The following is a 21,678-nucleotide window of genomic DNA, read 5'->3' on the forward strand; positions in this document are numbered from 1 at the left end:
AGATTTATCAGCTTGTTGTTCCTGCCTTAAGCCCCGATAATATAAGCATGACAAAGAAAGGCCGTTATATAAAAGAGTGATAAAAGTCTGTCTGATAGCACATATATTAAAAAGGCAGATTCAATGGTAGGTAAGGCCTTGTCTTGCGACAGATATAGCAACGACACAACACATTCAAAATAAAGATATTCTACGAGGAGCCAGTTATGTTAGACCAAGGTTTATTAGATGCAGTAAAAAGTTATAGCGAACATATGACTCGTCCAATCCGTTTTGTTATTGGTCAAGGTAATCATGACAAAAAGGCAGAGTTGGTAGACTTTCTGAAGCAAATTGCCAGTACAACTGACAAAATTAACTTTGATGAAGGTGCTGAGGATGCTAGTTTACCTAGCCCAATCAGTTTTAAAATTACCACTGAGATTGACTCAAAAGAAAGTGAAACAGGTATTGTATTTAGTGGTATCCCAGGTGGCCATGAGTTTTCTTCGTTAATCTTAGCTATTCTTCAAGCAGGCGGGCACACCCTCAAACTTGATGAAAGTATTCAGAATATGGTGAAGCGTATTGGTCAGCCACTTCAATTCCAGACTTATGTGTCTTTGTCTTGCCACAACTGTCCAGAAGTTGTGCAAGCGCTGAACCAGTTTGCGCTGTTAAATGACGGTATCAGTAACGAAATGATTGATGGTGGTCTGTTCCAAGAGCAGGTTGAAGCCAACAATATTCAAGGGGTACCAGCAGTATTCTTAAATGGTCAACCTTTCTTAAATGGTAAAGTAGATACTGCACGTATTATTGATAAATTACAGCAGCAGTATCCTGATTTATTGTCTGCCGTAGAAGATGATGCTGAGCAGTTAGAGCGTCAAGATGTGACAGTTATCGGTGGTGGTCCAGCCGGTGTGGCGTCAGCGATTTATAGCGCACGTAAAGGTCTTAAAGTAACACTTATCGCTGACCGTATTGGTGGACAGGTGAAAGACACCCAAAGTATCGAAAACTTAATCTCAGTGCCGTTAACCACAGGTAATGAGTTATCAGCGAACTTTGAAAAGCACTTAAAAGAGTATGAGATCACCATCAAAGAGCACGTCAGTGTGAAAGAGCTTAGCGAGACTGAAGATGAAAATTACACTATTCATCTAAATACGGGCGAGCAGTTTGAAACCCGCAGTATTATTTTAGCGACAGGGGCGCAGTGGCGTAAATTGAACGTTCCTGGTGAAGAAGAAAACATTGGTAGTGGCGTTGCTTATTGTCCACACTGTGATGGTCCATTCTTCAAAGGTAAAGATATTGCTGTCGTGGGTGGGGGTAACTCTGGTATCGAAGCGGCACTAGATTTGGCAGGCATTGTGAAAAATGTCACCGTGTTTGAGTTTGCTGACGACTTAAAAGCGGACCAAGTGTTGGTCAATAAAGCCAAATCAATCGACAACATTAATATCATTACTTCTGCGGCCACAAAAGAGATTAAAGCCACAGATGGTAAGGTAACTTCGATCGTTTATGAAGACCGCACCACGGGTGAAACCAAAGAGCAAGACTTGTCAGCCGTGTTCGTACAAATTGGTTTGGTACCAAACTCAGAGTTTGTTAAAGGCTTCGTGGATATGAACCGCTTCGGCGAGATTGAAATTGATGAAGCGTGTAAGACTGACCGCCGTGGTATCTTCGCAGCAGGTGACGTAACTACCGTACCATTCAAGCAAATCAACATCGCCATGGGTGAGGGTTCAAAAGCGGCCTTGTCAGCATTTGAATACCTAGTCATGCAGTAAGTTAGACCATAAATTTGAACTGAAATATTAGTTCCAAGTTTTATAAAAACCACCCCAGCTAGTGCTAGTTGGGGTGGTTTTTTATGAGCTTTGTTTTTCTTAGTGGCTAAAGTAGCTAGTATTAAAAACTAGCGATTAACCCCCTAATACACCCTCTAAACTCAATATTTCACCGGCCTCATTATATAAGGTTATCCAATATGATTATTAAAAGGGTATAAACGAAAACGCCCCTCCAAATTTTGGACGGGCGCAGTTAATGCAAGTAAGCAAGCGTTATAGCAGCGAGTTACAGGCTTAAAAGTAACAGTTCGAAACTAGTCGTCTAACATATCACGCTGTTTGGCAGCTTCATATAAGCCATTAGAACGGTTACCGGTACGGCAGAACATCAAAATAGGTTGCTCTGCTTGATTGAAGTAATCAGCAAAATCTTCAACATGTTGCATGTTTAATTCATTACCCGCAAATGAGATTTCTTTGTAGGCTAGGCCAGCTTCTTTTGCCGCTGCTTCAATTTCAGCACTGGTAGGTTGGTCAGGTGCTTCACCATCTGGACGGTTATTAATAATGGTTTTAAAGCCTTGAGCGGCCACTTCTTTTACCTGTTCTGGTGTAATTTGACCGGCAAAACTAACTTGATGACTCATATGGAGTTCCTTATTCTAGATGTTGAGGTTTTATGTGTTGAGATTTTGAATGTTTTTCAGTTTTAGTATTAAGTAGGGGTTTTATAATAAGTGAAATAATGCTAAATCTAAACTATAGCAGCCCTTGCATTAAGGCACTTTGATATAACAACTTGGCACGAGCACCAGAGCCACAAAACAGCATGATAGGCTTTGGCATTTTATGATATTGCTCAGCAAAATGTGCCACTGTCGCACAGCTTAAACGCTCTTCATCATAAGGGATATAAGAGTACGCTAAGTTGGCTTGCGTGGCCGCAGAACACAACAATTCACTTGAAGGTTGGTTTTCCACTTCATTATCAGGGCGGACATTTATAATCGAGCGGTATCCCATCTCAGAGAGTTTTGGGCATTGAATGGGATAAATTTGCTTGTATATGGTTAACGAATCGCTCATGGTATTAAGTTCTGTCTGCTATATAAAGTCTAGTGAGTCCAATATTTGAGGCAATAAATTTGGATTTTTGTGTTAAACAACACCAAATAACCTCGAATATAAGATAATAAAAGAGTAAGTAACTCTGATTTTAACATTTTAAACCCAGAGGCTTAGCTTAATTGTAGCTATATTTTGTTGAATAAGTATTGCTATGTTGGATTATTCAAATTCTCTTTTTTGAACTGTAGGGTACTTATCGTTATGAAGAGAGTCATCGGTGAGCAATGTAATAGCTTGCATGGTACTTAAGAATACTCGACCTGATAGCTCTGTAATCACTGGTGTGTGCTCAATGACATCCATAATAGGACCTTTGATAAAACTATAGTGTAAGCGCTTATTGGCCGCCATCAATTCACGATTCAGAGTAATAAGCATCTCTTGCGCCGTAAGGTCAATATGATTGACTGACGACATGATGAGTACCAACTCGCAAGCTTTAGGGTACTCCTCAAGCGCTTCTTTGATTCGACCGTAAACGGATTCGCTGTTACCAAAAAATAAACTTTCATCGACCCGCATGATAAGCAGGTTGTCATAGGTAATCACATCATGGCGATGAATGTTGCGAAAATGCTCGGTTCCTAAAAGTCTACCCACTACCGCAATATGAGGGTGGCTCGATTGCCAGATTAGACCGGCAAAGGAGACGATAATACCGATGACTAAACCGATGTTTAGACCAAAAATGAGCACACCAATAAAGGTAGCGGCGAAACTCATGGCATCTAAACGGTCAGTCTTCAAGGCTGTTTTGAAGGTGTCGACATCAATAAGACTGACAATAGAGGCCATAATCATTGCCCCCAAAAGCGCATAAGGGAGCGGAGCGATAGCCTCATTTAGCACTAATAAAGTCGCCACCATGATAATTACGGTAATGAGGCTGGCTAAAGGGGTCTTGGCCCCAGAATCTACGTTGATGGCGGTACGTGAAAAGCCGCCCGCTACTGGGAAGCTTTGACTAAAGCCCCCTGCAATATTTGCTAAACCCAGTCCTTTAAGCTCTTGGTTTGCATCAAATTTCTCACCGCGTAAACGGGCGTAAGTACTGGCCACAGAGCTACTAGAGACAAAGACAATTAATGCCATGAGGCCTGCGGTTGGTAGCATAGTCGCTACTTGGGATAAAGATTCAAACTCAGGCATTGATAGCATAGGCAACCCAGTTGGAATCTCTCCAATAACCCGAATGCCGCGACTAGACCAGTTAGCGATGTGGCTTAAAAAGATAGCAACAATAACCACGACCAAGGGAAATAACCGACCTGCCCATTTTGCTTTGGACGCAGGTAGCCAAGATTGCCATAACAAACCACTGGCATAGCGGTTTAACATAAATAAGATAAACGCACTCCCCCCAATAATAAAAGTCGGGAGGTGGAATGTGCTCAATTGCGTTACTAAAGAAGCGGTATAGCCTGGTAAGGTGTTGCCACTGACCGCGATATTGGTCAGGTACTTTAATTGGCTAACAAATATCAACACCGCAGCGCCACTGACGAAACCTGCTGATACACCGCGGCTAATAAACTGCATAATCCAGCCAAGCCTGAGTTTACCGGCCAACCACAGTATGCTGCCCATCATCAGTGCCAGCAAGCTGGCAAGCATAATGTATTGCACACTGCCTTCTATGGCTAGGCCATGTAGGCTACTGGCGGTCATGATGGCAGTGATGGCCACTGCACCGATGGCTTGCACGTTACTTGAGCCGACCCATGCATAGACTAGGACCGGTACAATAGAGGCATATATTCCGTATACCGGTGGCAAGCCTGCCAACACAGCGTAACCTAAGCTTTGGGGAATGACTAAAATGCCCACCACCAGTCCAGCGATAATATCAGCAGGCAAGCGAGCGGTATCATAAGTTGACACCCATTCAGGCAGCAACCTTTCAGGCAATAACTTGGCAAGCCAGCTTTCGGTCTTAGGGTGATCACTTAATGGGTGTTTGTTCGCCACGATTGCTTCTCACTAACCACTTATTATCCGACATCAAATACCGTTTAAACGGTATTAGCTTGGCCTATTGAAATCAGAAATAAAGTATCAATATATATAATTGTATAATATAACAGATTGATTGAGATGTCGTATGACAACAATTGAATATTTATCTGTTATCTATTGTTAATGTTAGATTTAGATAATGTCAGTCGCCACTAAGGATAAGCAGCGGTTATATTGAAAGCCCGTCAATATTGAGAGCCTGTTATGTTAACAACCTGTCGTATTAAAAACGTGACAGACTGCGAAAAATTCAAAATGAGTCTCTAGAATAAGCAATTAGAATGAAGGGTAAAGACAAACGATAAGAGTAAATAATAAATAATAAAAGGTATCAGATTATGAGTAATAGCCAATCAGTACATTTGGTGTGCCCACAGTGCGCCGCTACTAACCGAATCCCTGCTCAGCGTATGAGTGAAAGCCCCGTATGTGGTAAATGCCAGCAAGCGTTATTGACCGCAGCCCCTGTGGTATTAACCGGCCAAACCGCCCATAAGACCATCCAAAAAAATGAGGTATTAACCATTGTCGATTTTTGGGCGGACTGGTGTCAGCCTTGTCATATGATGGCTCCGCAATTTGAGCAGGCTGCTCAGCAGTTACCCAATGTGGTTTTTGCTAAGCTACAAACGGATAAGTATGAACAGGCTTCTGCTGCTTACGGTATTAGAAGCTTACCGACTATGGTGGCCTTTAAAGGTGGGAAAGAGGTTGCCCGTCAGTCCGGTGCTTTGCCGAGAAATCAAATTGTACAGTGGGTACAGTCGTTGGCCTAATTTGCTGACCTAACTTAATGGCTTAGCCTGCTAACTGGGTTAGCAGGCTTAAGAACGCGGCGTGACCTATATTTGTTTTAGCTTAAGCAAAGCAAACTTGGCCGAGTATTACTGGTTTGGTAGCGCCAGTGACGGCTGGTAAATTTCCTGTCTCACCTATAATGGTTTGACGGGCCAGCCAGGCAAATGCCATCGCCTCTACCCAAGTAGGGGCAATACCAAACTGTTGACTGGTGGTAACGTGCCACTCAGGCAGTAAATTGGCAATCTGTGTCAACAAGTTGGGGTTATAGGCACCGCCACCACAAATGATAATGTCGCCTGCAGTAAGGTTTAATTGTTTGGCTTCTGATTCAATGGCGTCGCATAATGTTTGAGCAGTAAGCTGGGTCAAAGTGGCCTGTACCGACGCTGCATCAGCGTTGATAGCCTGTTGAGTGTCAGCGTCTAGTTGTTCAATTTGTTCAACAAGCCAACCTAAGTTGAATTCTTCTCGGCCGGTGCTTTTAGGCGTTGCTTGGGTAAAGTAAGGATGCGCCATTAACTGTGACAACAAGGCAGGGTTCACGGAGCCTGACTGAGCCCATTTGCCTTCTTCATCATAAAGACTGTCAGCGTCAGGGTGTTGGCTTTGATACCAAGCATCTAACAACAGGTTGGCAGGACCGGTGTCATAGCCGGTTACTTTATCCGCCTGTGCTGACGGTAATACAGTAATATTGGCAATACCACCTAGATTAACGATAATTTGGTCTTTGTCAGCGTCTGTCGCAAACTGGGCCAAATGGAAAGCAGGTGCCAGAGGCGCCCCTTGTCCACCCACCGCCATATCACGACGACGGAAATCAGTAACCACACTAATACCAGTGCGCTCAGCAATAATATTAGGGTCTACCAATTGTAGACTAAAGCCTAAATTGGGACGGTGACGTACGGTCTGACCATGGCAGCCGATAGCAAGTATTTCATCGGCACTGATACCTGATTTCTCAAGTAATTCATTAACCACGGCACTGGCAAATTCGGCATATTCACAACTGGCCCAACCAAACCATTCAAGTTCACTTTGGGGTTGCTGCTCCAAAATAATATTTTTGACCGGGTGTGCCAAGGTGGTAAATCCATTGGGTTGGCACAATGCCAACAGCGTATCTCTTAAATGTTCTGGAAATGGTTTGCTATGAGTGGCGATGATTTTATCGCTGTCAGAGTCATAAAATTGGCAAATAACTGCATCCATTCCATCCAGACTGGTCCCTGACATCATGCCGATGTAATAGCCACTGTCAAAACTATCAAAAAGGGTCTCTGATAAAGCAGACTCCAGTTGTGCCAAGTTTTCTAATGGGCTGTCTGATGGTGTTAATTCGCTATGTGTCATGGGCCTACTACATTTTATTTGTGAGTAATATGAGAATGCATGCGTTTGATGCACGTATGGTGGGTCATTATAACAAATGCAGTGAGTTAAGGTTTCTGAAAGAGGCCTATTTATTTACTATTGTTCATTAATAGGACTTACGCAACAATCAGTCTAGGCGAGCGCAACTGCTCGCAGAGATAGTCATCCAGCAAGCCATGTTTTAACTGATATACCGTTTTCTTTGTCTGCCTAGCAATACGGGTCAAACTTATCCAAACTAATATAGAACAGCAAATATGATTGCGCTGAATACGTGCTTTTCGACACTGATTAGACTCTATACCTGTTAATTGCTTAATCTCACGATGAAACTGCTCAATTTTCCAGCGTATGGCGCACACCTGTTGTACGTCATCACGATTTGTTTGAGTGGTGTCGTTGGTTACGACCCAATCCGTGCGGTGAGTACTCACCACAACCCGAAACAGTTGCACTTTATAGTGTTTAGGAAATTTATTGATCTTAATTAATTTGCCATTATCTTGTTCGGCCTCAGTCCATTGTAAAGCACTGACTGAGGTATAAGCGCGTTGCCCCTTAGAATCATCAACCAAACGGTTGCTCTTAAGCGGACAGTAAAAGATTTTACCTAAACCATCAATGGTCAGCATGATATCTTTAGTGGCATACCAGCTGTCCATGAGCACCGTTTTAAATACCAATTGCTTGTACTCGATCGTGTGTCGTAACATATCTTCTAAATGATCAAGCTTGGTTTTACCATCGATGGCTTTGTCGTAAATACGGTAGTCAATAACCCAATACTGCTGGGTATGCGGGTTAACGTAGATGCAGTTTACAAGACTAATGCCTTTAATTAATCGTTTAGCATTGCCACTATATTGGCGGTTGACCAGTTCTATCTTATGACTGTGATCTTTGTCTAATACGGTGTCATCAAAGAGCAAGTAACCCTCAGCATCGGCGACAATGTCTTGTTTAACTTGTTCCCATACTAGACGAGGTTTGAGCTTGTCACCTTTAATATAACGGTTGATACGGTCATGACTGATGTTCTCAGGATGATGATCAGCATAGTTGGTGATGGTGTAGTTTATTTGGCTCACCATGAGATATTGGCAATAATCTAGTCGGGTTACTTTAGGCTTCTTCATGACTATTATGGTACTACGCTGTGCTTTAGGTTGGCAATATATCTCTGGTTTTGCGTAAGTCCTAATTAATTACTGAAGTTACGCAGCCCTAAGCAAAGTCAGCTCATCGAAAGCCGCTTTTGAAGCCGCGACAAGAAGTTTAGCTTTAAGTGCGAAATGATTTAATTTAGTGGTTAACTTCAAACATTCAAGCTTAACCGTAGCACAAATAGATAAAAACACATGATTGTGCATTGCCCGTTTAGAATGGGCAGGCGACTTAGCTAAACTGGCATTTTGCTTGAGTGACTTATGAAACACTTCGATTGCCCAGCGTTTTTCATAAAGACTCATGATCTTATCAGCAGGGAGTTGTGAATCAGTACATACCAAATATAGCACACCTAAGCTACCGTCTTTGTTTGTAAAGACTTGGCGTATAAAGACAACCTCATGTGGGTAATCTTTTAAATAGCCTGTCATGGCTTTTTTATCTGGTAGTCCTATCTCATCAATTCGCTGATAACGAGACTGTTTTTTGTCTTGTAGATTCAGAGCGATTAAACGATTGGATTTAAGGGCTGCGATTACATGCTTATCTTTTTTGCGAATATGCTTTAATGTCTGTTTACTGGTAAACCATGAATCCATCAGCACATAACGGAACTTAACTTGGTTGTGGCAAGCGGTATCAACCATGTCTCTTAGCAACTGATTCTTGGTTATCCTGGCTTTGCGTTTGTTTTTTCGAGTACTGATATCACTGTAGCAAATCGGTTTGGTGACAATGTGAAAGGCTATTGGTAGCGAGACACCCTCACAATGGTACAAACAGTTCAGTAAGTTGATGCCTTTGACTGTGGTGTTTGTCGTATGGTCATAGTGCCAGCAATTTGTCTCATTTTCTTTGGTATGGGGTTTTGCTTGTATGGTGTCATCAAATATCAGTACACCGTCTTCGTTTTCTATATCACGTATGGTCGGTTTGACCTGTTGCCATAGATGCTTTGAAGTGTACTCGCTATTTGTTAAAAATCTGGTCACAGCATCATGACTGATGCTACCCTCCATCATCGCCGATAAGCCTGTGGCTGTGGTTTGACCAAAGCTACTGAGTTGATAGTCTGTGTATAAGTCAATCATGTCTTTATTCATGGTGGTAGTATAGCGTTTGTTTAGGTCTTTGCGTAACTTCAGTTAATTAGCTAAGAGAGGCATTGATAATCGTATTGCTAGAGGGCTGAAGGTTGTTGAGCTCAATAAAGGGGTCATTGTGATTTACCAGTTTAGCTTTTGATTATGTATTTTGAGCACGTTTTTTGAGACTGGGTTTTAAATGCCTATTTTGAACCGAGCTTTTTAGCCCAAACTATTTTAGTAAGCGTGTAAAACAAGGGTTATCATAGCTTTTTGTTGTTTTCTTCTTTAAAATCCTAGCATTCATTTTTCATACTCATTAACATAGTCCTGATTAGACTGTTATTTCCTATTCATTACCCAACTATTGAGGCAGATATGAGCCAAGCGACATCAGAACAATCAACAAATAACTTAAGTATTGAAGAACAACTTGCCATTATTAAACGTGGTACTTATGAGATTTTTTCAGAAGAAGATTTGATTGCTAAGCTAAAGCTGGGTCGTCCCTTAAAAATTAAAGCCGGTTTTGATCCAACAGCGCCTGATTTACACTTAGGGCACACAGTTCTAATCAATAAACTAAAGCATTTCCAAGACTTAGGTCATGAAATCTATTTCTTAATCGGTGACTATACGGCCAAAATCGGTGATCCTTCCGGTAAAAACTCTACACGTCCTCCATTAACTGATGAGCAAGTTTTGGCCAATGCTAAGACCTATGCCGAGCAAGTATTTAAGATCTTGGACAAAGACAAAACCAAAGTAGTATTTAACTCACAGTGGTTCAATGAGATGAGTGCTGGGGATATGATTCAGTTGGCCAGCCAGCTCACCGTATCGCGTATGCTTGAGCGTGATGACTTTGCCAAGCGTTATGCCTCACAAACTCCAATCGCTATTCACGAGTTTTTATATCCTTTAGTGCAAGGCTATGATTCGATCGCTCTTGAAGCAGATGTTGAAATGGGCGGTACGGATCAAACCTTTAACCTATTGATGGGTCGCACCTTACAAGGTCGCTATGGCCATGAAGCACAAGTGTGTATTACGGTGCCTATTTTGGAAGGCTTAGATGGCGTTAATAAAATGTCTAAGTCTTTAGGCAACTATGTTGGTATTGAAGATGCACCTGGCGTTATGTTCCAAAAGATTTTATCTATGCCAGACACGCTTATCCATCGCTATTTTGAATTTTTAAGCTTTAAGCCAATGGAAGAAGTGGATGCCTTAATGGCGGAGATGGAAAATGGCCGTAACCCGCAAGAAATCAAACGTATCTTGGCTGAAGAGCTGATTGAGCGTTTCCATGATAAAGAAGCGGCAGAAAATGCTCATAAATCAGCCGGTAACGTCTTAGCTGATGGTGAGCTGCCAGTAGATTTGCCTGAAGTGACATTAGAGCTTGAAGCAGGTCAAGAAGCCTTATTCATTACTCAGATTCTAAACCAAGCGGATCTGGCTAAAAACAGTGCAGCGGCTAAAGACATGCTAAAACGCAATGCAGTGAAGGTCGATGGGGAAGAGGTAAATGCGGGCTTTAGTTTGACTTCGGGTCAAACTGTGGTGATTCAGGCTGGTAAGAAAGCCTTTGCTAAAGTGACTATTGCTTGACATACTCCCACCACCAAACCTAACGATTATGGTGGGGGAATCTTTGCGACCCATAACAACCTAAGTTGTTACCTTTCGCCATGCCACCTACGCTAATAGGTATAGGCATGGAGGAACTCTTTACACAGTAGCACGTCCTGCTACATCAGCTAACGCCTGAGAGCGTATATTGCTTGCTGCATTGGTATCACGGTCATGCTGTGTTTGACAGCTAGGGCACGTCCAATTTCTGACTGACAACGGCAGAGTATCTAATTTGTGATGACAATGCGAACAAATTTTACTACTGGCAAAGAACCGACTCACTTTTAGAATGTTTTTACCATACCAATTCGCCTTGTAGGTAAGCAGGGTAACAAACTGCCCCCAACCCACGTCATTAATCGCTTTGGCAAGTTTTCGGTTCTTTACCATGTTTTTCACACCTAAATCTTCTATCGCATAGCTTGTCGCTTGGTTTTCGCAGATAAGGCTATGCGTGATTTTGTGATGTAAGTCTAAGCGTTGGTTGCGTACTTTTTCATGAATACGAGCAACAGCTAATTTTTGTTTTTGATAGTTCTTACTGGTCTTTTGTTTACGAGCAAAGATTTTTTGCTGTATAGCAAGTCGTTTACTGGCTTTGGCTAAATGCTTTGGGTTATCAAATTTGCTACCATCTGATAGATTGAGTAAGTGACTAATACCTAAGTCAATGCCAACCGTTAATCTAGGTTCAATGGTCGTAGGCGTTGGCAATATATCAGCTTTATCAACCAGTACGCTTGCATAGTATTTGCCTGTGGCGGTTTTACTAATAGTAACGGTTTTGATATTACCAACAAATTCACGGCTAAATACGGTTTTGATGCCTTTTATTTTAGGTAGATTGATAATACCTTGCTCAAAGTTTACGGTGCAATGTTGAGGGCATTGATAACTACGCTGTGGGATTTTTTTAGATTTGAACCGTGGAAATTTGGCATGACCTTTGAAGAAGTTAGTAAAAGCGGTATAGATATTTAGTAAGGCATTAAGTAATGATTGGCTATTGACCTCGTTTAGCCATGCAAACTGAGCTTTCTTTTTCTTTTTTACTAAATGGCTTTGGATTTTGCTACGTGATAATGATTTGCCAAACATAGCATAGTAGCGTTTTTGCAATGCCAACGCCCAATTGAACACAAACCGACTACAGCCAAAATGCTTTTCGATTAGCACTCGCTGCTCACTGTTTGGGTAAATTCTGTATTTATAGGCTTTAAGCATGGTTTGTCAGTCAACTTGAATATAGGTATAACTTAGCATTATTTGCATTTAGCATCAATTATCAGCAATAAACCTAAATCCTTAGAATAGGTCGCCCGTGCTTACATCTCCACCTAAATCAAAGATTATAGGTGGAGAATTACGCACGATAAGTTAAATTATTGCCTAACTAATTGCTTAAACAATTGGTTTTGACCTATGATGGGGCTGAGTTTTTGAAAGCTCAGCCCTTTTTAATGGCCCCTAATATTTTTAATGGCTAGTAATAGTTATCAATGGCTGAGTTATATTATGACCAACTGGGAATAAATATGATAAAACCTATCAGACTTTCTGATAATGGTATCACTCTTGAAGCTTTAACGATGGCTCATGCTCCTGATTTATCTGAAGCCTGTAAAGATGGCACGCTATGGGAAACAGTTTATACCTTTGTTCCTAATCCACAGAAAATGGCTGAGTATATTAACAAAGCCAACGAAACAGCTGACAGAATGGCATTTGCTGTGATTGATGAGATGACCGGTAAAGCGATTGGCTCTACCAGTTTTTATAATATTATGCCAGAAGTGAAACGGTTAGAAATTGGCTATACTTGGTATGCCAAGTCGTACTGGCGTAGCCGAGTCAATACTACCTGTAAGCTGATGCTGATGATTCATGCCTTTGAGACATTAAAGTATCAAACCATAGGTCTGCGTACAGATATTATAAATAGTCAGTCGCAACGGGCAATCGAGCGCTTAGGGTTGAAAAGAGATGGCGTTATTCGGGGTGATAGAATCCGTCAAGATGGCACGATTACCGATTCCGTTGTTTATAGTATGACGGTCAATGAGTGGCCAGATGCAAAAAACAATCTTAGCAATAAGTTGAAACGTCATGAGCAAAAATAAAAGTAACTCTATTCCTCAAGGTATCTACCGTCATTACAAAGGCAATTTATACCAAGTCTTGCACACCGCGCATCATTCAGAGACCGAGGAAGCGCTAGTAGTCTATCGCTGTTTGTATGGAGAATATGGCGTTTGGGTACGTCCGCTTGAGATGTTTACCGAAACCGTAGTAGTTGAAGGTCAATCCGTGCCTCGCTTTGAGTTAATCAAAGAGCTCACAGACTAGACGAATGACAGATTATAAAAAAGACAGCTTTCGAGCTGTCTTTTTTTGGTTATTTTTAGTCTATATTTTTTGAGCTGCATTTTTTTGAAATGTGGTTGTAGACCTAGGCTTTTTTGGCTTTGGCTTTTTCACGATTAAATTTGACGGTCATCATAATAGGCGCTAGCACACTGAGCCAAATGCCATAAGTGATAGGCAGACCTAAGACCACAGCATAAAAGCTTCCGCCTAAAATAGCCAAAGCAACCACTAATGTCAGGATATTATGATGCGAGTTGCGGCAAATAAAGCGGCGTAATAGCCATAGCGTTACTAAAAATGCAGCCAGCTGTATCATAACCATGCCCATCGCATACGGCATAGTTACCTGAGTACTCGAAGCCGATGGATCAACCGCGTAGTCCATGGCATCAGCGACTAAGTTTAGCGCACTGCCAATGCCTGCCAGCGACGCAAAAATGAAAAAATGCCCATATCCAAATGAGATTAAGTCATGCCGACGACGCTCTTCTCGTAAGATGCTGTCGAAGGGCACGCTAAAGTACAGCCACCATATGGCAAAGAGTAGAGCAACCAAGCCTGACCCTGTCAATAAAATATCGCTAGCACTGTAAGCCGGATCTGCCAGTAAATAACGAATAGTGCCACTCACACCTAATATACCTTCACCCAAAACAATAATCGTTAATAACCCATAGCGCTCGGCCAAATGTACGGGATGCCAATTATTGAACTGTTCGGCACGGGCCCATATTGGCATCAATAACTCAGCGATGATAAATAAAAAAAGTGCAGGGGTCTGCAATGAGGACGGTAGAAAAAGCCAGCTGATCCACATGGCTTGTAAAGTCAGTAGGCCGAGCATACTATGTTTGGCAACTTGTCTATGATCAGGAACATGTTTGTAAACACGGTACCACTGACTACAGCTGGCAAGTCGCATGATGGCATAGCCGGCGACGCCAATCCATATTAGACCTTGTTCAAAAAACTGACTGATATTGGCTGCGATTAATAAGAGCCAAACATTTGCAATAAGGTAGACAGGCGATAAGGTAAGTCGTCTGGATCATAGTCTGAGCCAAACCAGGTAAAGCTGGTCCAGGCATTCCATAAGATGAAAAACGCCAAGGTAAAGGTCACGAATCCGGTTAGGTCATGTTCGCTCAGACGATGATAAAATCCTTCAGCCGCTGCTGAGACCGCAATAACGTAAACCAAATCGAATAACAGCTCGAGGGTGGTTGAAGCCCGGTGTGGCTCACTAGGGTCTCGGGCATAAATTCGGGTGACAGCAGGCAGAAAGTTCATTATCAGATTCCAGTATGCAGTATTTAAAATCAATGCAGTACTTAAGATTAAATCAAAGGTAATAATTAGGGAGCTAAAACCGGTAAAAGAGAGCGGAGAGTTGAGAGCTCCTCGCCAACGTCAAACACTGGGTGTAAAAAGAGGCGATACTTAATATATTAAGTATCGCCTCTTTTTTAAAGCACGGTATTCACATCGACAGTCTTAACTTAGACAAGCCAGTCATGAGCTTTGATAACTATTTAATAGATAACTACTTAATAACTATTTGATGACTGAAAGCTTGTCTATATCAGATCGTTTCAGTCAGGATTATTTTTTTAAACCCGCTTCGATCTGGATATTTAGCTTGATGTTTTTCATCATGCCGCCATCGGTATAAGTATCGATACCCCATTTGGTTCTGTCGATAGTGGTTTCGAAGTCACCCCCACATACCTGAGTTTTTAACATAGGGCTATCATAACAGTTGAACTTAGTGGCTTTTAAAGTGACCGGATGAGTTTGATCAAGTAGGGTTAAATTGCCTTTAACTGCTTTCACTTTATCACCATCGAACTGCCATTCTGTTGATTTGAAATAGGCAGTGGGGTACTTTTCTACATTAAAGAAGTCTGCAGATTTTAAGTGCTTATTGAAAGCTTTATTGCCAGTATCTAGGTTGCTGATAGGAATAGTAACGCCAACAAAGCCTTTTTTAGCTTTTTGGTCAAAATCTACAATACCTGTAAGACCATAAAAGCCACCAGCGTTAGTAGAAGTACCAAAATGATCAACAGAAAAACGGGCATTGGCATGATTTGGATCAATTTCATAAGTGGCCGCATTACTGGCAACACTTAAAGTGCCCAAGCCAGCAAGTAGGGCAATGCTTAATGTGTTTTTTAATAATTTCACAGTCGGTTCTCCTTTAAAAGACCTTGATGGGTTAAATCGGAACAAGATTAAATAAATTATCGTTATCAAATAACCTGTATCCATGACTTAGCAAATGCGGATTAACAAGTTTAGGGTAGTCAGTTCATACCAAAGCCAAACATCGGTAATAAGTAGGGCTTATATATACCGCCGATAGTTTAACAAAAATTTATCAAGTTTTGGAGATTAGTCTTCCCTAAAACGCAGCCATTTGGTTGTCTTTTGGTTATAACTGTTGATAACCCGAAGTTGGATTAGGCGGCAGGTTTGTTTTTTCGTCCCATTAAGGTATTGGCTACCCAGGCTGGGCCAATCAATAAGAACTGTAAATCTTCAAAAAATGAGGGTTTTTTGCCTTCTATTTTATGACCGATGAACTGTCCAATCCATGCCACCACAAAGATCAGAGCCCATGCTTTAAAGCCTAGAGGTAGTAAGGCAATGGCTGACATACTGACTAACATAAATATGCCCATCGCGATAAATAGTGGGGTAGACAGTCTAAGATAGAAGATGGCCACTAGCATAGCGAGTACGATAGTCAACCAAGCAGCAAGTGACATACCCATACCCAAAATACTCACAAAAATTGTGGGCACACATAGCCAGTGGATTTTTTTATTAATGGGGTTTTGATGGCTAACAGCATATTCTGCTAACCATTGGTCTAAGCTACGCTTTGTAGAGCGTTTACGTGATGCCATCCTAATATCCTTATTAGTGATGAAAATAATGAACGTGGGAAAATGAGCTTGTACTAACTGATCGAGTCATAATAAAACGAGCCATAGTAGACAGCAGGTCATACTAAGTAGCAAGCCACAATAAATAGTACGGAATAGATAGTACAGACAAAATAGAGCGTAAACCTCATCGTATATCTATTCAGTTCATTCATTATTGCAGTAAGCGGTTGTAAAGTAAACTCCTCTAGCGAATGACTATTCCATTAGCAATTTAATAAGCTAACCAGTTATTTGCCTCAGGCACGAGATATTGATTTATTAGGGGATGGCCCCATTTTATTAGGTCATGCATGACAGTTGCAGTCCTAAGATTAGATTTGGCTAATATTTATAATCGAGGGCTGTCTCTTAAATATATTTAAAGGAAGTATAAACGTATGATGCGTATTGGCCTGTTTTTATTGACCAACTTAGCAGTACTGGTGGTTTTCGGTATTGTGTTTAGTATTTTATCCGCCTTTTTTGGCCTAGGTTCCGTTCATGGTGCTGGGGGTGTAAATTTCGGTAGCTTGGCAGTGATGTGTGCCGTATATGGTATGGTGGGGTCAATGATTTCACTGTTTTTATCAAAATGGATGGCCAAAAGATCAACCGGTACGGTGGTCATTGAGCAACCCAGAAATTCGACTGAACAGTGGTTGGTAGAGACCGTAGCGAAGCAAGCCAAAGCAGTAAATATCGATATGCCTGAAGTGGGTATCTTTGATAACTCTCAGCCCAATGCCTTTGCTACCGGTTGGAATAAAAATAAAGCGTTGGTAGCGGTGTCATCTGGTCTACTACATACTATGACTCCTGATGAAGTAGAGGCCGTTTTGGCACATGAGATTGGTCACGTCGCCAATGGGGATATGGTAACGTTGGCCCTAATACAAGGGGTAGTGAACGCTTTTGTGATGTTCTTTGCTCGTATCGTTGGCAGCTTCGTCGACAGAGTGGTGTTTAAAAACGAAGACGGCCCAGGTATCGGTTATTTCATTACCAGTATGGTGATGGATATCTTACTAGGCTTCTTAGCTTCGGCCATCGTTATGTGGTTCTCACGTCAACGTGAATTCCGTGCCGATGCGATGGGCGCCAAATTAGCAGGTCGCAATAAGATGATCAGTGCGCTTGATGCATTACGTCCTGCGGAACAGCGTCCAGACCAGATGCCAGAGAGTATGCAAGCTTTTGCCATCTCTAGTGGTCAATCACAAAGCTTTAGTATTGCCAATTTCTTCCGCTCGCATCCGACATTAGATGATCGTATTGCAGCGTTGAGAAACGCTAACTAGGCTTGATTTGATTCTTTGGTGGCTTAATGAGTGATGATATTTAGAAGTTATTACTTATACAGCATAAAAAATACCGCGAATGATTCGCGGTATTTTTTTATGTAGAGAAGTTACTATGTTTGACAGCCACTGATAGCTATGGATAGCCAGTAAAACGCACTATAAACTGATTGCTAGGCTTCTTCGGCACTACGTTGCCACTCATACAACCCAATGAATGAGTTAATCTGATAGACCATGGTTTGAATGGCAAAGATATAGTTACCAGTCATCAAGTTAACAATCAACCAGACAAAATTCACTGCAATCCATATCCACCAGTTAAAAGAGTAACGAAGGATCATTGTTGCCTGTGCGGTAATGGACAGTACAAAAGCAAACACGTTAATCCAGTAGAAGTCGATCATGCCTAAGAACTGGCTACCGTCATCTTGCACCACGGCATAGCCCTTTTGGGCCAACCATTCGTTAACGATAGGAAATAAAGTCAGACCAATGGCGATAAAAGCGAGGGTCACTATCCACACCCACTTGGTGGCTGATTTGGGGACCATATTGCCATCGGGGTCAGTGTTTTTTGACCAGTAAAATAAGCCATAAACATGAGTAAAAAAGTTAAACAGCGGGGCCAGCATGAGACCCACAGCGCCTGAAGTACCTTGAACCACCACCTCACCTGCGGTGGCCGCCATGCCTAGGCCATTACCCATCACATTCCTACGGAAAGACAAAGACACCACACAGCCCAGCCCTACTAAGGAAACACCTAAGTAAAACCAGTCTAGCTGGGTATGTTCTGTGGTCAGCCAAAAGCCAGTGCTGAGTGCTATGACACCGAAGACAAACCAAGCAACAATCCATTGCATTGCCCATTTTCCGGTGAGGTTATCTAATAGTTGGATACGCATGTAAGTCCTTAATCTGACAATTCAGCGACAAGGTTTGTGATTGGCTTAAGCACAGACCTAGGTGGCTATCTATAGAAGCGATTTGCTTGTTATACCGTTCGTTTGTTATGGCAGTTTATTTATTAAAAACGTGTTGGTCAATATAGGCGATGGCATCCTGATACCGCTGAAAGTAATCTGGACTAGTAATGCGATGAGTTTCGATATGATGACGCTCAAAAATTGCGCTCAGCCTATTTTCAAAACGTTCTCGATCATTATGACTGCCCAACGAGCGCATACCATCATTTACCCAAGGCGTATTGTTGGCCAAAAATAAGGTATGGTCAAAACGAAACTCTTCTATACAAGCTGTGACAAAAGGATGGCTACGACCCTCATACTCCTCACAAAATGCTTGAGTCGTGACGAAGTCAGTGTCAACGATAGTAATAGGGGATTGGGCTTGGTACATCGTCTCACGCACCGCTTGAGCATGGTCTAAAGCAATGGGACCATAATCACTGTATTGCAGCCCTTCTTCAGTGCCACCAAGGTCAGTACCGACATAGAGTCGGCCCATCTCTAGTACCAAATCAGCACCATAGTAGTTGGCAAGCTTATGGGCCAAGGTGGTTTTACCCGAGCTTTCACCGCCGACAATAGCGACTGTACGCGTATAGCTGCCACGTGCTTCAGGGTGGATGATATCCCAGTTGGCAATAGGATTGTAGTGAATAGCAGTACTATCAAATTCAGGATGAAGTGGCGTTGTGGTGACGTCAATGTTTAACGCTGAGGTGACCGCAGGTTTCGATAAAGGATGGCCTTCAGTCACCAATAGCACATTGTCTTCATCGATCTGAAATTTGTCCTGAATATAATCAATTTTGGCATTGTAGGCATCAATATTGATGGCAATATCTTCAATACTATCGTGTACCGGGAACAAGAAATCATCACAAGTATGAATTTTGATAAAAGGCAAATCACTGCATGCCATTTGTAGCCAACGCGCTTTGTCTTGCAATGTGACTGGAAATTTAGGATTGGGGTTGGGGTGTTTGGTAATGACAATGTGTAAAACTTCAACCAACGATGAAGCATGTAAAATACTGCGAATATGGCCCAAATGTAGCGGCTCAAAATGGCCAATCATTAGTCCTGATTTTTGCATAATCTAATCCTTATTTACTCAATTAGGTTTTTAACGTGTTCGATAGATTTGATAAAGAGGTTTGTTTTAGTTTATTTTAGTTTTATTTAATAGTGTTTTGGTTTTAAGTACTGAGTTTTTGCCACTCAATCTGCTGTCAAAATAATCCGGATTTTTAAAAAGTGACTAAGCTTGCTCTGTTGATAAGTTTATTAGAACAGAAGTTAAAATATAGCCTTATCTACCAAATTGATTACATGATAAGCCAGTTTTGAGTAAGGCTTTTTTAGTACAAAGTTACAAAGTTAGTGCAAACCATAAACAGCAATATTTTTAATGAGCGCTATAATAATATAAGTTAAATTGATTAGGGTAGATGTAAACTCTACTGTAACAAATTTATAGGATATCATGGCCAAATAAGGTTAATTCGTTGACTTGCTTCTAGTTAATTTTTTTGAATAAATGGTTGAAAAATTTTTTAACAATTCTTAAATTGGATTTTAATCGGATCTTTAACCAAGTGTTTAATTGGGTTTTCGAATTTAAGTCAGTTTTTTAAGTAACTAGTTTTTGAGTCATTTAAATCTAAAGTGCCTATTTTCAAAAATGACGTTCAATTAGCATACTTGATTAACGATTCACTTTGGTACAGTGATATTTTAAAAGGAGAAAAATATTATGGGAAAATTAAAAAAACTACACCGTTCACGTAACCACCGTATGATAGCAGGAGTGATGGGCGGTATTGCTGAATATTTTGGTTGGTCACCGAACTTAACACGTATTTTGTTTGTGATAATTTCGAGTGCCAGTGCCGCCGTCCCCGGTATTCTAGTTTACTTGGTTCTTTGGTTGATTATGCCAAAAGCTACCGCAGAGTCTTATGTGTAGTGTTTTATTAGAAAATGGTGAACAAGACTGGAGAAGTGATGAGTAAGCATGTAACTCAGGCGTAAGTTATTCAGGGTGTTCGCTCTATGCGTAATATCCTTAGGACTTACGCAACAATCAGTCTAGGCGAGCGCAACTGCTCGCAGAGATAGTCATCCAGCAAGCCATGTTTTAACTGATATACCGTTTTCTTTGTCTGCCTAGCAATACGGGTCAAACTTATCCAAACTAATATAGAACAGCAAATATGATTGCGCTGAATACGTGCTTTTCGACACTGATTAGACTCTATACCTGTTAATTGCTTAATCTCACGATGAAACTGCTCAATTTTCCAGCGTATGGCGCACACCTGTTGTACGTCATCACGATTTGTTTGAGTGGTGTCGTTGGTTACGACCCAATCCGTGCGGTGAGTACTCACCACAACCCGAAACAGTTGCACTTTATAGTGTTTAGGAAATTTATTGATCTTAATTAATTTGCCATTATCTTGTTCGGCCTCAGTCCATTGTAAAGCACTGACTGAGGTATAAGCGCGTTGCCCCTTAGAATCATCAACCAAACGGTTGCTCTTAAGCGGACAGTAAAAGATTTTACCTAAACCATCAATAGTCAGCATGATATCTTTAGTGGCATACCAGCTGTCCATGAGCACCGTTTTAAATACCAATTGCTTGTACTCGATCGTGTGTCGTAACATATCTTTTAAATGATCAAGCTTGGTTTTACCATCGATGGCTTTGTCGTAAATACGGTAGTCAATAACCCAATACTGCTGGGTATGCGGGTTAACGTAGATGCAGTTTACAAGACCAATGCCTTTAATTAATCGTTTAGCATTGCCACTATATTGGCGGTTGACCAGTTCTATCTTATGACTGTGATCTTTGTCTAATACGGTATCATCAAAGAGCAAGTAACCCTCAGCATCGGCGACAATGTCTTGTTTAACTTGTTCCCATACTAGACGAGGTTTGAGCTTGTCACCTTTAATATAACGGTTGATACGGTCATGACTGATGTTCTCAGGATGATGATCAGCATAGTTGGTGATGGTGTAGTTTATTTGGCTCACCATGAGATATTGGCAATAATCTAGTCGGGTTACTTTAGGCTTCTTCATGACTATTATGGTACTACG

19 protein-coding genes and 1 pseudogene are annotated in these 21,678 nt (G+C 41.4%); 7 read left to right on the top strand and 13 right to left on the bottom strand.

Features of this window, described 5'->3' with window-relative positions; translation table 11 throughout:
• Positions 1–206 precede the first annotated feature (206 nt).
• Entirely contained in the window at positions 207–1,784 is a 1,578-nt protein-coding gene (gene ahpF / locus LK453_RS05270) for an alkyl hydroperoxide reductase subunit F (protein WP_201538012.1), read from the top strand.
• 317 nt (positions 1,785–2,101) lie between these two features.
• On the opposite strand, the gene LK453_RS05275 is transcribed toward ahpF, so the two are convergent.
• The 3 genes from LK453_RS05275 to LK453_RS05285 form a co-directional block, all read right to left on the bottom strand.
• Positions 2,102–2,434 carry a protein tyrosine phosphatase family protein gene (locus tag LK453_RS05275; RefSeq protein ID WP_007395939.1) on the bottom strand — a complete coding sequence of 111 codons (333 nt, stop codon included), beginning with the start codon at positions 2,432–2,434 and terminating at the stop codon, positions 2,102–2,104.
• A gap of 112 nt (positions 2,435–2,546) precedes the next feature.
• Positions 2,547–2,873 (bottom strand): protein tyrosine phosphatase family protein, encoded by a 327-nt coding sequence (locus tag LK453_RS05280; protein ID WP_201529397.1) that lies wholly within the window; start codon positions 2,871–2,873, stop codon positions 2,547–2,549.
• A gap of 201 nt (positions 2,874–3,074) precedes the next feature.
• On the bottom strand, positions 3,075–4,883 hold the full coding sequence (locus LK453_RS05285) for a SulP family inorganic anion transporter (RefSeq protein ID WP_379652725.1): 1,809 nt from the start codon (positions 4,881–4,883) through the stop codon (positions 3,075–3,077).
• Positions 4,884–5,269: 386 nt separating this feature from the next.
• Here LK453_RS05285 and trxC point away from each other — a divergent pair, with 386 nt between their 5' ends.
• Positions 5,270–5,707, top strand: coding sequence for a thioredoxin TrxC (trxC, locus tag LK453_RS05290; RefSeq protein WP_007395936.1), 438 nt, complete (start codon positions 5,270–5,272; stop codon positions 5,705–5,707).
• Positions 5,708–5,789: 82 nt separating this feature from the next.
• Here trxC and LK453_RS05295 read toward each other — a convergent pair whose 3' ends face one another.
• The 3 genes from LK453_RS05295 to LK453_RS05305 form a co-directional block, all read right to left on the bottom strand.
• A complete protein-coding gene (locus LK453_RS05295) occupies positions 5,790–7,088 on the bottom strand; it encodes an anhydro-N-acetylmuramic acid kinase (protein WP_007395935.1) in 1,299 nt (432 codons plus the stop codon).
• A gap of 137 nt (positions 7,089–7,225) precedes the next feature.
• Positions 7,226–8,245 carry an IS701 family transposase gene (locus LK453_RS05300; RefSeq protein WP_227945193.1) on the bottom strand — a complete coding sequence of 340 codons (1,020 nt, stop codon included), beginning with the start codon at positions 8,243–8,245 and terminating at the stop codon, positions 7,226–7,228.
• Positions 8,246–8,323: 78 nt separating this feature from the next.
• Positions 8,324–9,379 (bottom strand): IS701 family transposase, encoded by a 1,056-nt coding sequence (locus tag LK453_RS05305; RefSeq protein ID WP_227945194.1) that lies wholly within the window; start codon positions 9,377–9,379, stop codon positions 8,324–8,326.
• Positions 9,380–9,739: 360 nt separating this feature from the next.
• Here LK453_RS05305 and tyrS point away from each other — a divergent pair, with 360 nt between their 5' ends.
• Entirely contained in the window at positions 9,740–10,975 is a 1,236-nt protein-coding gene (gene tyrS, locus LK453_RS05310; protein WP_007395933.1) for a tyrosine--tRNA ligase, read from the top strand.
• 120 nt (positions 10,976–11,095) lie between these two features.
• Here tyrS and LK453_RS05315 read toward each other — a convergent pair whose 3' ends face one another.
• On the bottom strand, positions 11,096–12,223 hold the full coding sequence (locus LK453_RS05315) for a transposase (RefSeq protein WP_227954068.1): 1,128 nt from the start codon (positions 12,221–12,223) through the stop codon (positions 11,096–11,098).
• Between the two features lie 311 nt (positions 12,224–12,534).
• Here LK453_RS05315 and LK453_RS05320 point away from each other — a divergent pair, with 311 nt between their 5' ends.
• Together LK453_RS05320 and LK453_RS05325 are read left to right on the top strand one after the other, a co-directional pair.
• A complete protein-coding gene (locus LK453_RS05320) occupies positions 12,535–13,119 on the top strand; it encodes a GNAT family N-acetyltransferase (protein WP_201537600.1) in 585 nt (194 codons plus the stop codon).
• Complete coding sequence (locus LK453_RS05325) at positions 13,106–13,345, top strand: DUF1653 domain-containing protein (protein ID WP_007395931.1); 240 nt, start codon at positions 13,106–13,108, stop codon at positions 13,343–13,345. The genes LK453_RS05320 and LK453_RS05325 overlap by 14 nt, the downstream gene beginning before the upstream one ends.
• Positions 13,346–13,448: 103 nt before the next feature.
• On the opposite strand, the pseudogene LK453_RS05330 reads toward LK453_RS05325, so the two are convergent.
• From LK453_RS05330 to LK453_RS05340, 3 genes and pseudogenes are all read right to left on the bottom strand, one after another.
• Positions 13,449–14,656: pseudogene (locus LK453_RS05330) on the bottom strand (low temperature requirement protein A).
• A gap of 312 nt (positions 14,657–14,968) precedes the next feature.
• Positions 14,969–15,553 carry a YceI family protein gene (locus LK453_RS05335; RefSeq protein ID WP_044298398.1) on the bottom strand — a complete coding sequence of 195 codons (585 nt, stop codon included), beginning with the start codon at positions 15,551–15,553 and terminating at the stop codon, positions 14,969–14,971.
• 275 nt (positions 15,554–15,828) lie between these two features.
• On the bottom strand, positions 15,829–16,278 hold the full coding sequence (locus tag LK453_RS05340; RefSeq protein WP_007395926.1) for an Mpo1 family 2-hydroxy fatty acid dioxygenase: 450 nt from the start codon (positions 16,276–16,278) through the stop codon (positions 15,829–15,831).
• Positions 16,279–16,697: 419 nt separating this feature from the next.
• Here LK453_RS05340 and htpX point away from each other — a divergent pair, with 419 nt between their 5' ends.
• The gene (gene htpX, locus LK453_RS05345; protein ID WP_007395925.1) at positions 16,698–17,597 is read left to right on the top strand and encodes a protease HtpX; all 900 of its coding nucleotides are present in this window, start codon (positions 16,698–16,700) and stop codon (positions 17,595–17,597) included.
• Between the two features lie 173 nt (positions 17,598–17,770).
• Here htpX and pnuC read toward each other — a convergent pair whose 3' ends face one another.
• Together pnuC and nadR are read right to left on the bottom strand one after the other, a co-directional pair.
• Positions 17,771–18,505 (bottom strand): nicotinamide riboside transporter PnuC, encoded by a 735-nt coding sequence (pnuC, locus tag LK453_RS05350; protein WP_007395924.1) that lies wholly within the window; start codon positions 18,503–18,505, stop codon positions 17,771–17,773.
• Between the two features lie 115 nt (positions 18,506–18,620).
• Positions 18,621–19,661, bottom strand: coding sequence for a multifunctional transcriptional regulator/nicotinamide-nucleotide adenylyltransferase/ribosylnicotinamide kinase NadR (gene nadR, locus LK453_RS05355; RefSeq protein ID WP_007395923.1), 1,041 nt, complete (start codon positions 19,659–19,661; stop codon positions 18,621–18,623).
• Between the two features lie 660 nt (positions 19,662–20,321).
• Between nadR and LK453_RS05360 the strand changes: the two genes are divergently transcribed.
• The gene (locus tag LK453_RS05360) at positions 20,322–20,534 is read left to right on the top strand and encodes a PspC domain-containing protein (RefSeq protein WP_007395922.1); all 213 of its coding nucleotides are present in this window, start codon (positions 20,322–20,324) and stop codon (positions 20,532–20,534) included.
• A gap of 106 nt (positions 20,535–20,640) precedes the next feature.
• Here the strand turns inward: LK453_RS05360 and LK453_RS05365 are convergent, their stop codons facing one another.
• Positions 20,641–21,660 carry an IS701 family transposase gene (locus LK453_RS05365; RefSeq protein ID WP_201599183.1) on the bottom strand — a complete coding sequence of 340 codons (1,020 nt, stop codon included), beginning with the start codon at positions 21,658–21,660 and terminating at the stop codon, positions 20,641–20,643.
• Positions 21,661–21,678: the final 18 nt, after the last annotated feature.

Source organism: Psychrobacter sanguinis (genome assembly GCF_020736705.1).
GTDB classification, from domain to species: Bacteria; Pseudomonadota; Gammaproteobacteria; order Pseudomonadales; family Moraxellaceae; genus Psychrobacter; species Psychrobacter sanguinis.

Excerpts from the sequence above, each read along its gene's own strand:
- ahpF (WP_201538012.1), top strand. The coding sequence starts at position 207 with ATGTTAGACCAAGGTTTATTAGATGCAGTAAAAAGTTATAGCGAACAT.
- LK453_RS05275 (WP_007395939.1), bottom strand. The coding sequence starts at position 2,434 with ATGAGTCATCAAGTTAGTTTTGCCGGTCAAATTACACCAGAACAGGTA.
- LK453_RS05280 (WP_201529397.1), bottom strand. The coding sequence starts at position 2,873 with ATGAGCGATTCGTTAACCATATACAAGCAAATTTATCCCATTCAATGC.
- trxC (WP_007395936.1), top strand. The coding sequence starts at position 5,270 with ATGAGTAATAGCCAATCAGTACATTTGGTGTGCCCACAGTGCGCCGCT.
- LK453_RS05295 (WP_007395935.1), bottom strand. The coding sequence starts at position 7,088 with ATGACACATAGCGAATTAACACCATCAGACAGCCCATTAGAAAACTTG.
- LK453_RS05300 (WP_227945193.1), bottom strand. The coding sequence starts at position 8,245 with ATGAAGAAGCCTAAAGTAACCCGACTAGATTATTGCCAATATCTCATG.
- LK453_RS05305 (WP_227945194.1), bottom strand. The coding sequence starts at position 9,379 with ATGAATAAAGACATGATTGACTTATACACAGACTATCAACTCAGTAGC.
- tyrS (WP_007395933.1), top strand. The coding sequence starts at position 9,740 with ATGAGCCAAGCGACATCAGAACAATCAACAAATAACTTAAGTATTGAA.
- LK453_RS05315 (WP_227954068.1), bottom strand. The coding sequence starts at position 12,223 with ATGCTTAAAGCCTATAAATACAGAATTTACCCAAACAGTGAGCAGCGA.
- LK453_RS05320 (WP_201537600.1), top strand. The coding sequence starts at position 12,535 with ATGATAAAACCTATCAGACTTTCTGATAATGGTATCACTCTTGAAGCT.
- LK453_RS05325 (WP_007395931.1), top strand. The coding sequence starts at position 13,106 with ATGAGCAAAAATAAAAGTAACTCTATTCCTCAAGGTATCTACCGTCAT.
- LK453_RS05340 (WP_007395926.1), bottom strand. The coding sequence starts at position 16,278 with ATGGCATCACGTAAACGCTCTACAAAGCGTAGCTTAGACCAATGGTTA.
- htpX (WP_007395925.1), top strand. The coding sequence starts at position 16,698 with ATGATGCGTATTGGCCTGTTTTTATTGACCAACTTAGCAGTACTGGTG.
- pnuC (WP_007395924.1), bottom strand. The coding sequence starts at position 18,505 with ATGCGTATCCAACTATTAGATAACCTCACCGGAAAATGGGCAATGCAA.
- nadR (WP_007395923.1), bottom strand. The coding sequence starts at position 19,661 with ATGCAAAAATCAGGACTAATGATTGGCCATTTTGAGCCGCTACATTTG.
- LK453_RS05360 (WP_007395922.1), top strand. The coding sequence starts at position 20,322 with ATGGGAAAATTAAAAAAACTACACCGTTCACGTAACCACCGTATGATA.
- LK453_RS05365 (WP_201599183.1), bottom strand. The coding sequence starts at position 21,660 with ATGAAGAAGCCTAAAGTAACCCGACTAGATTATTGCCAATATCTCATG.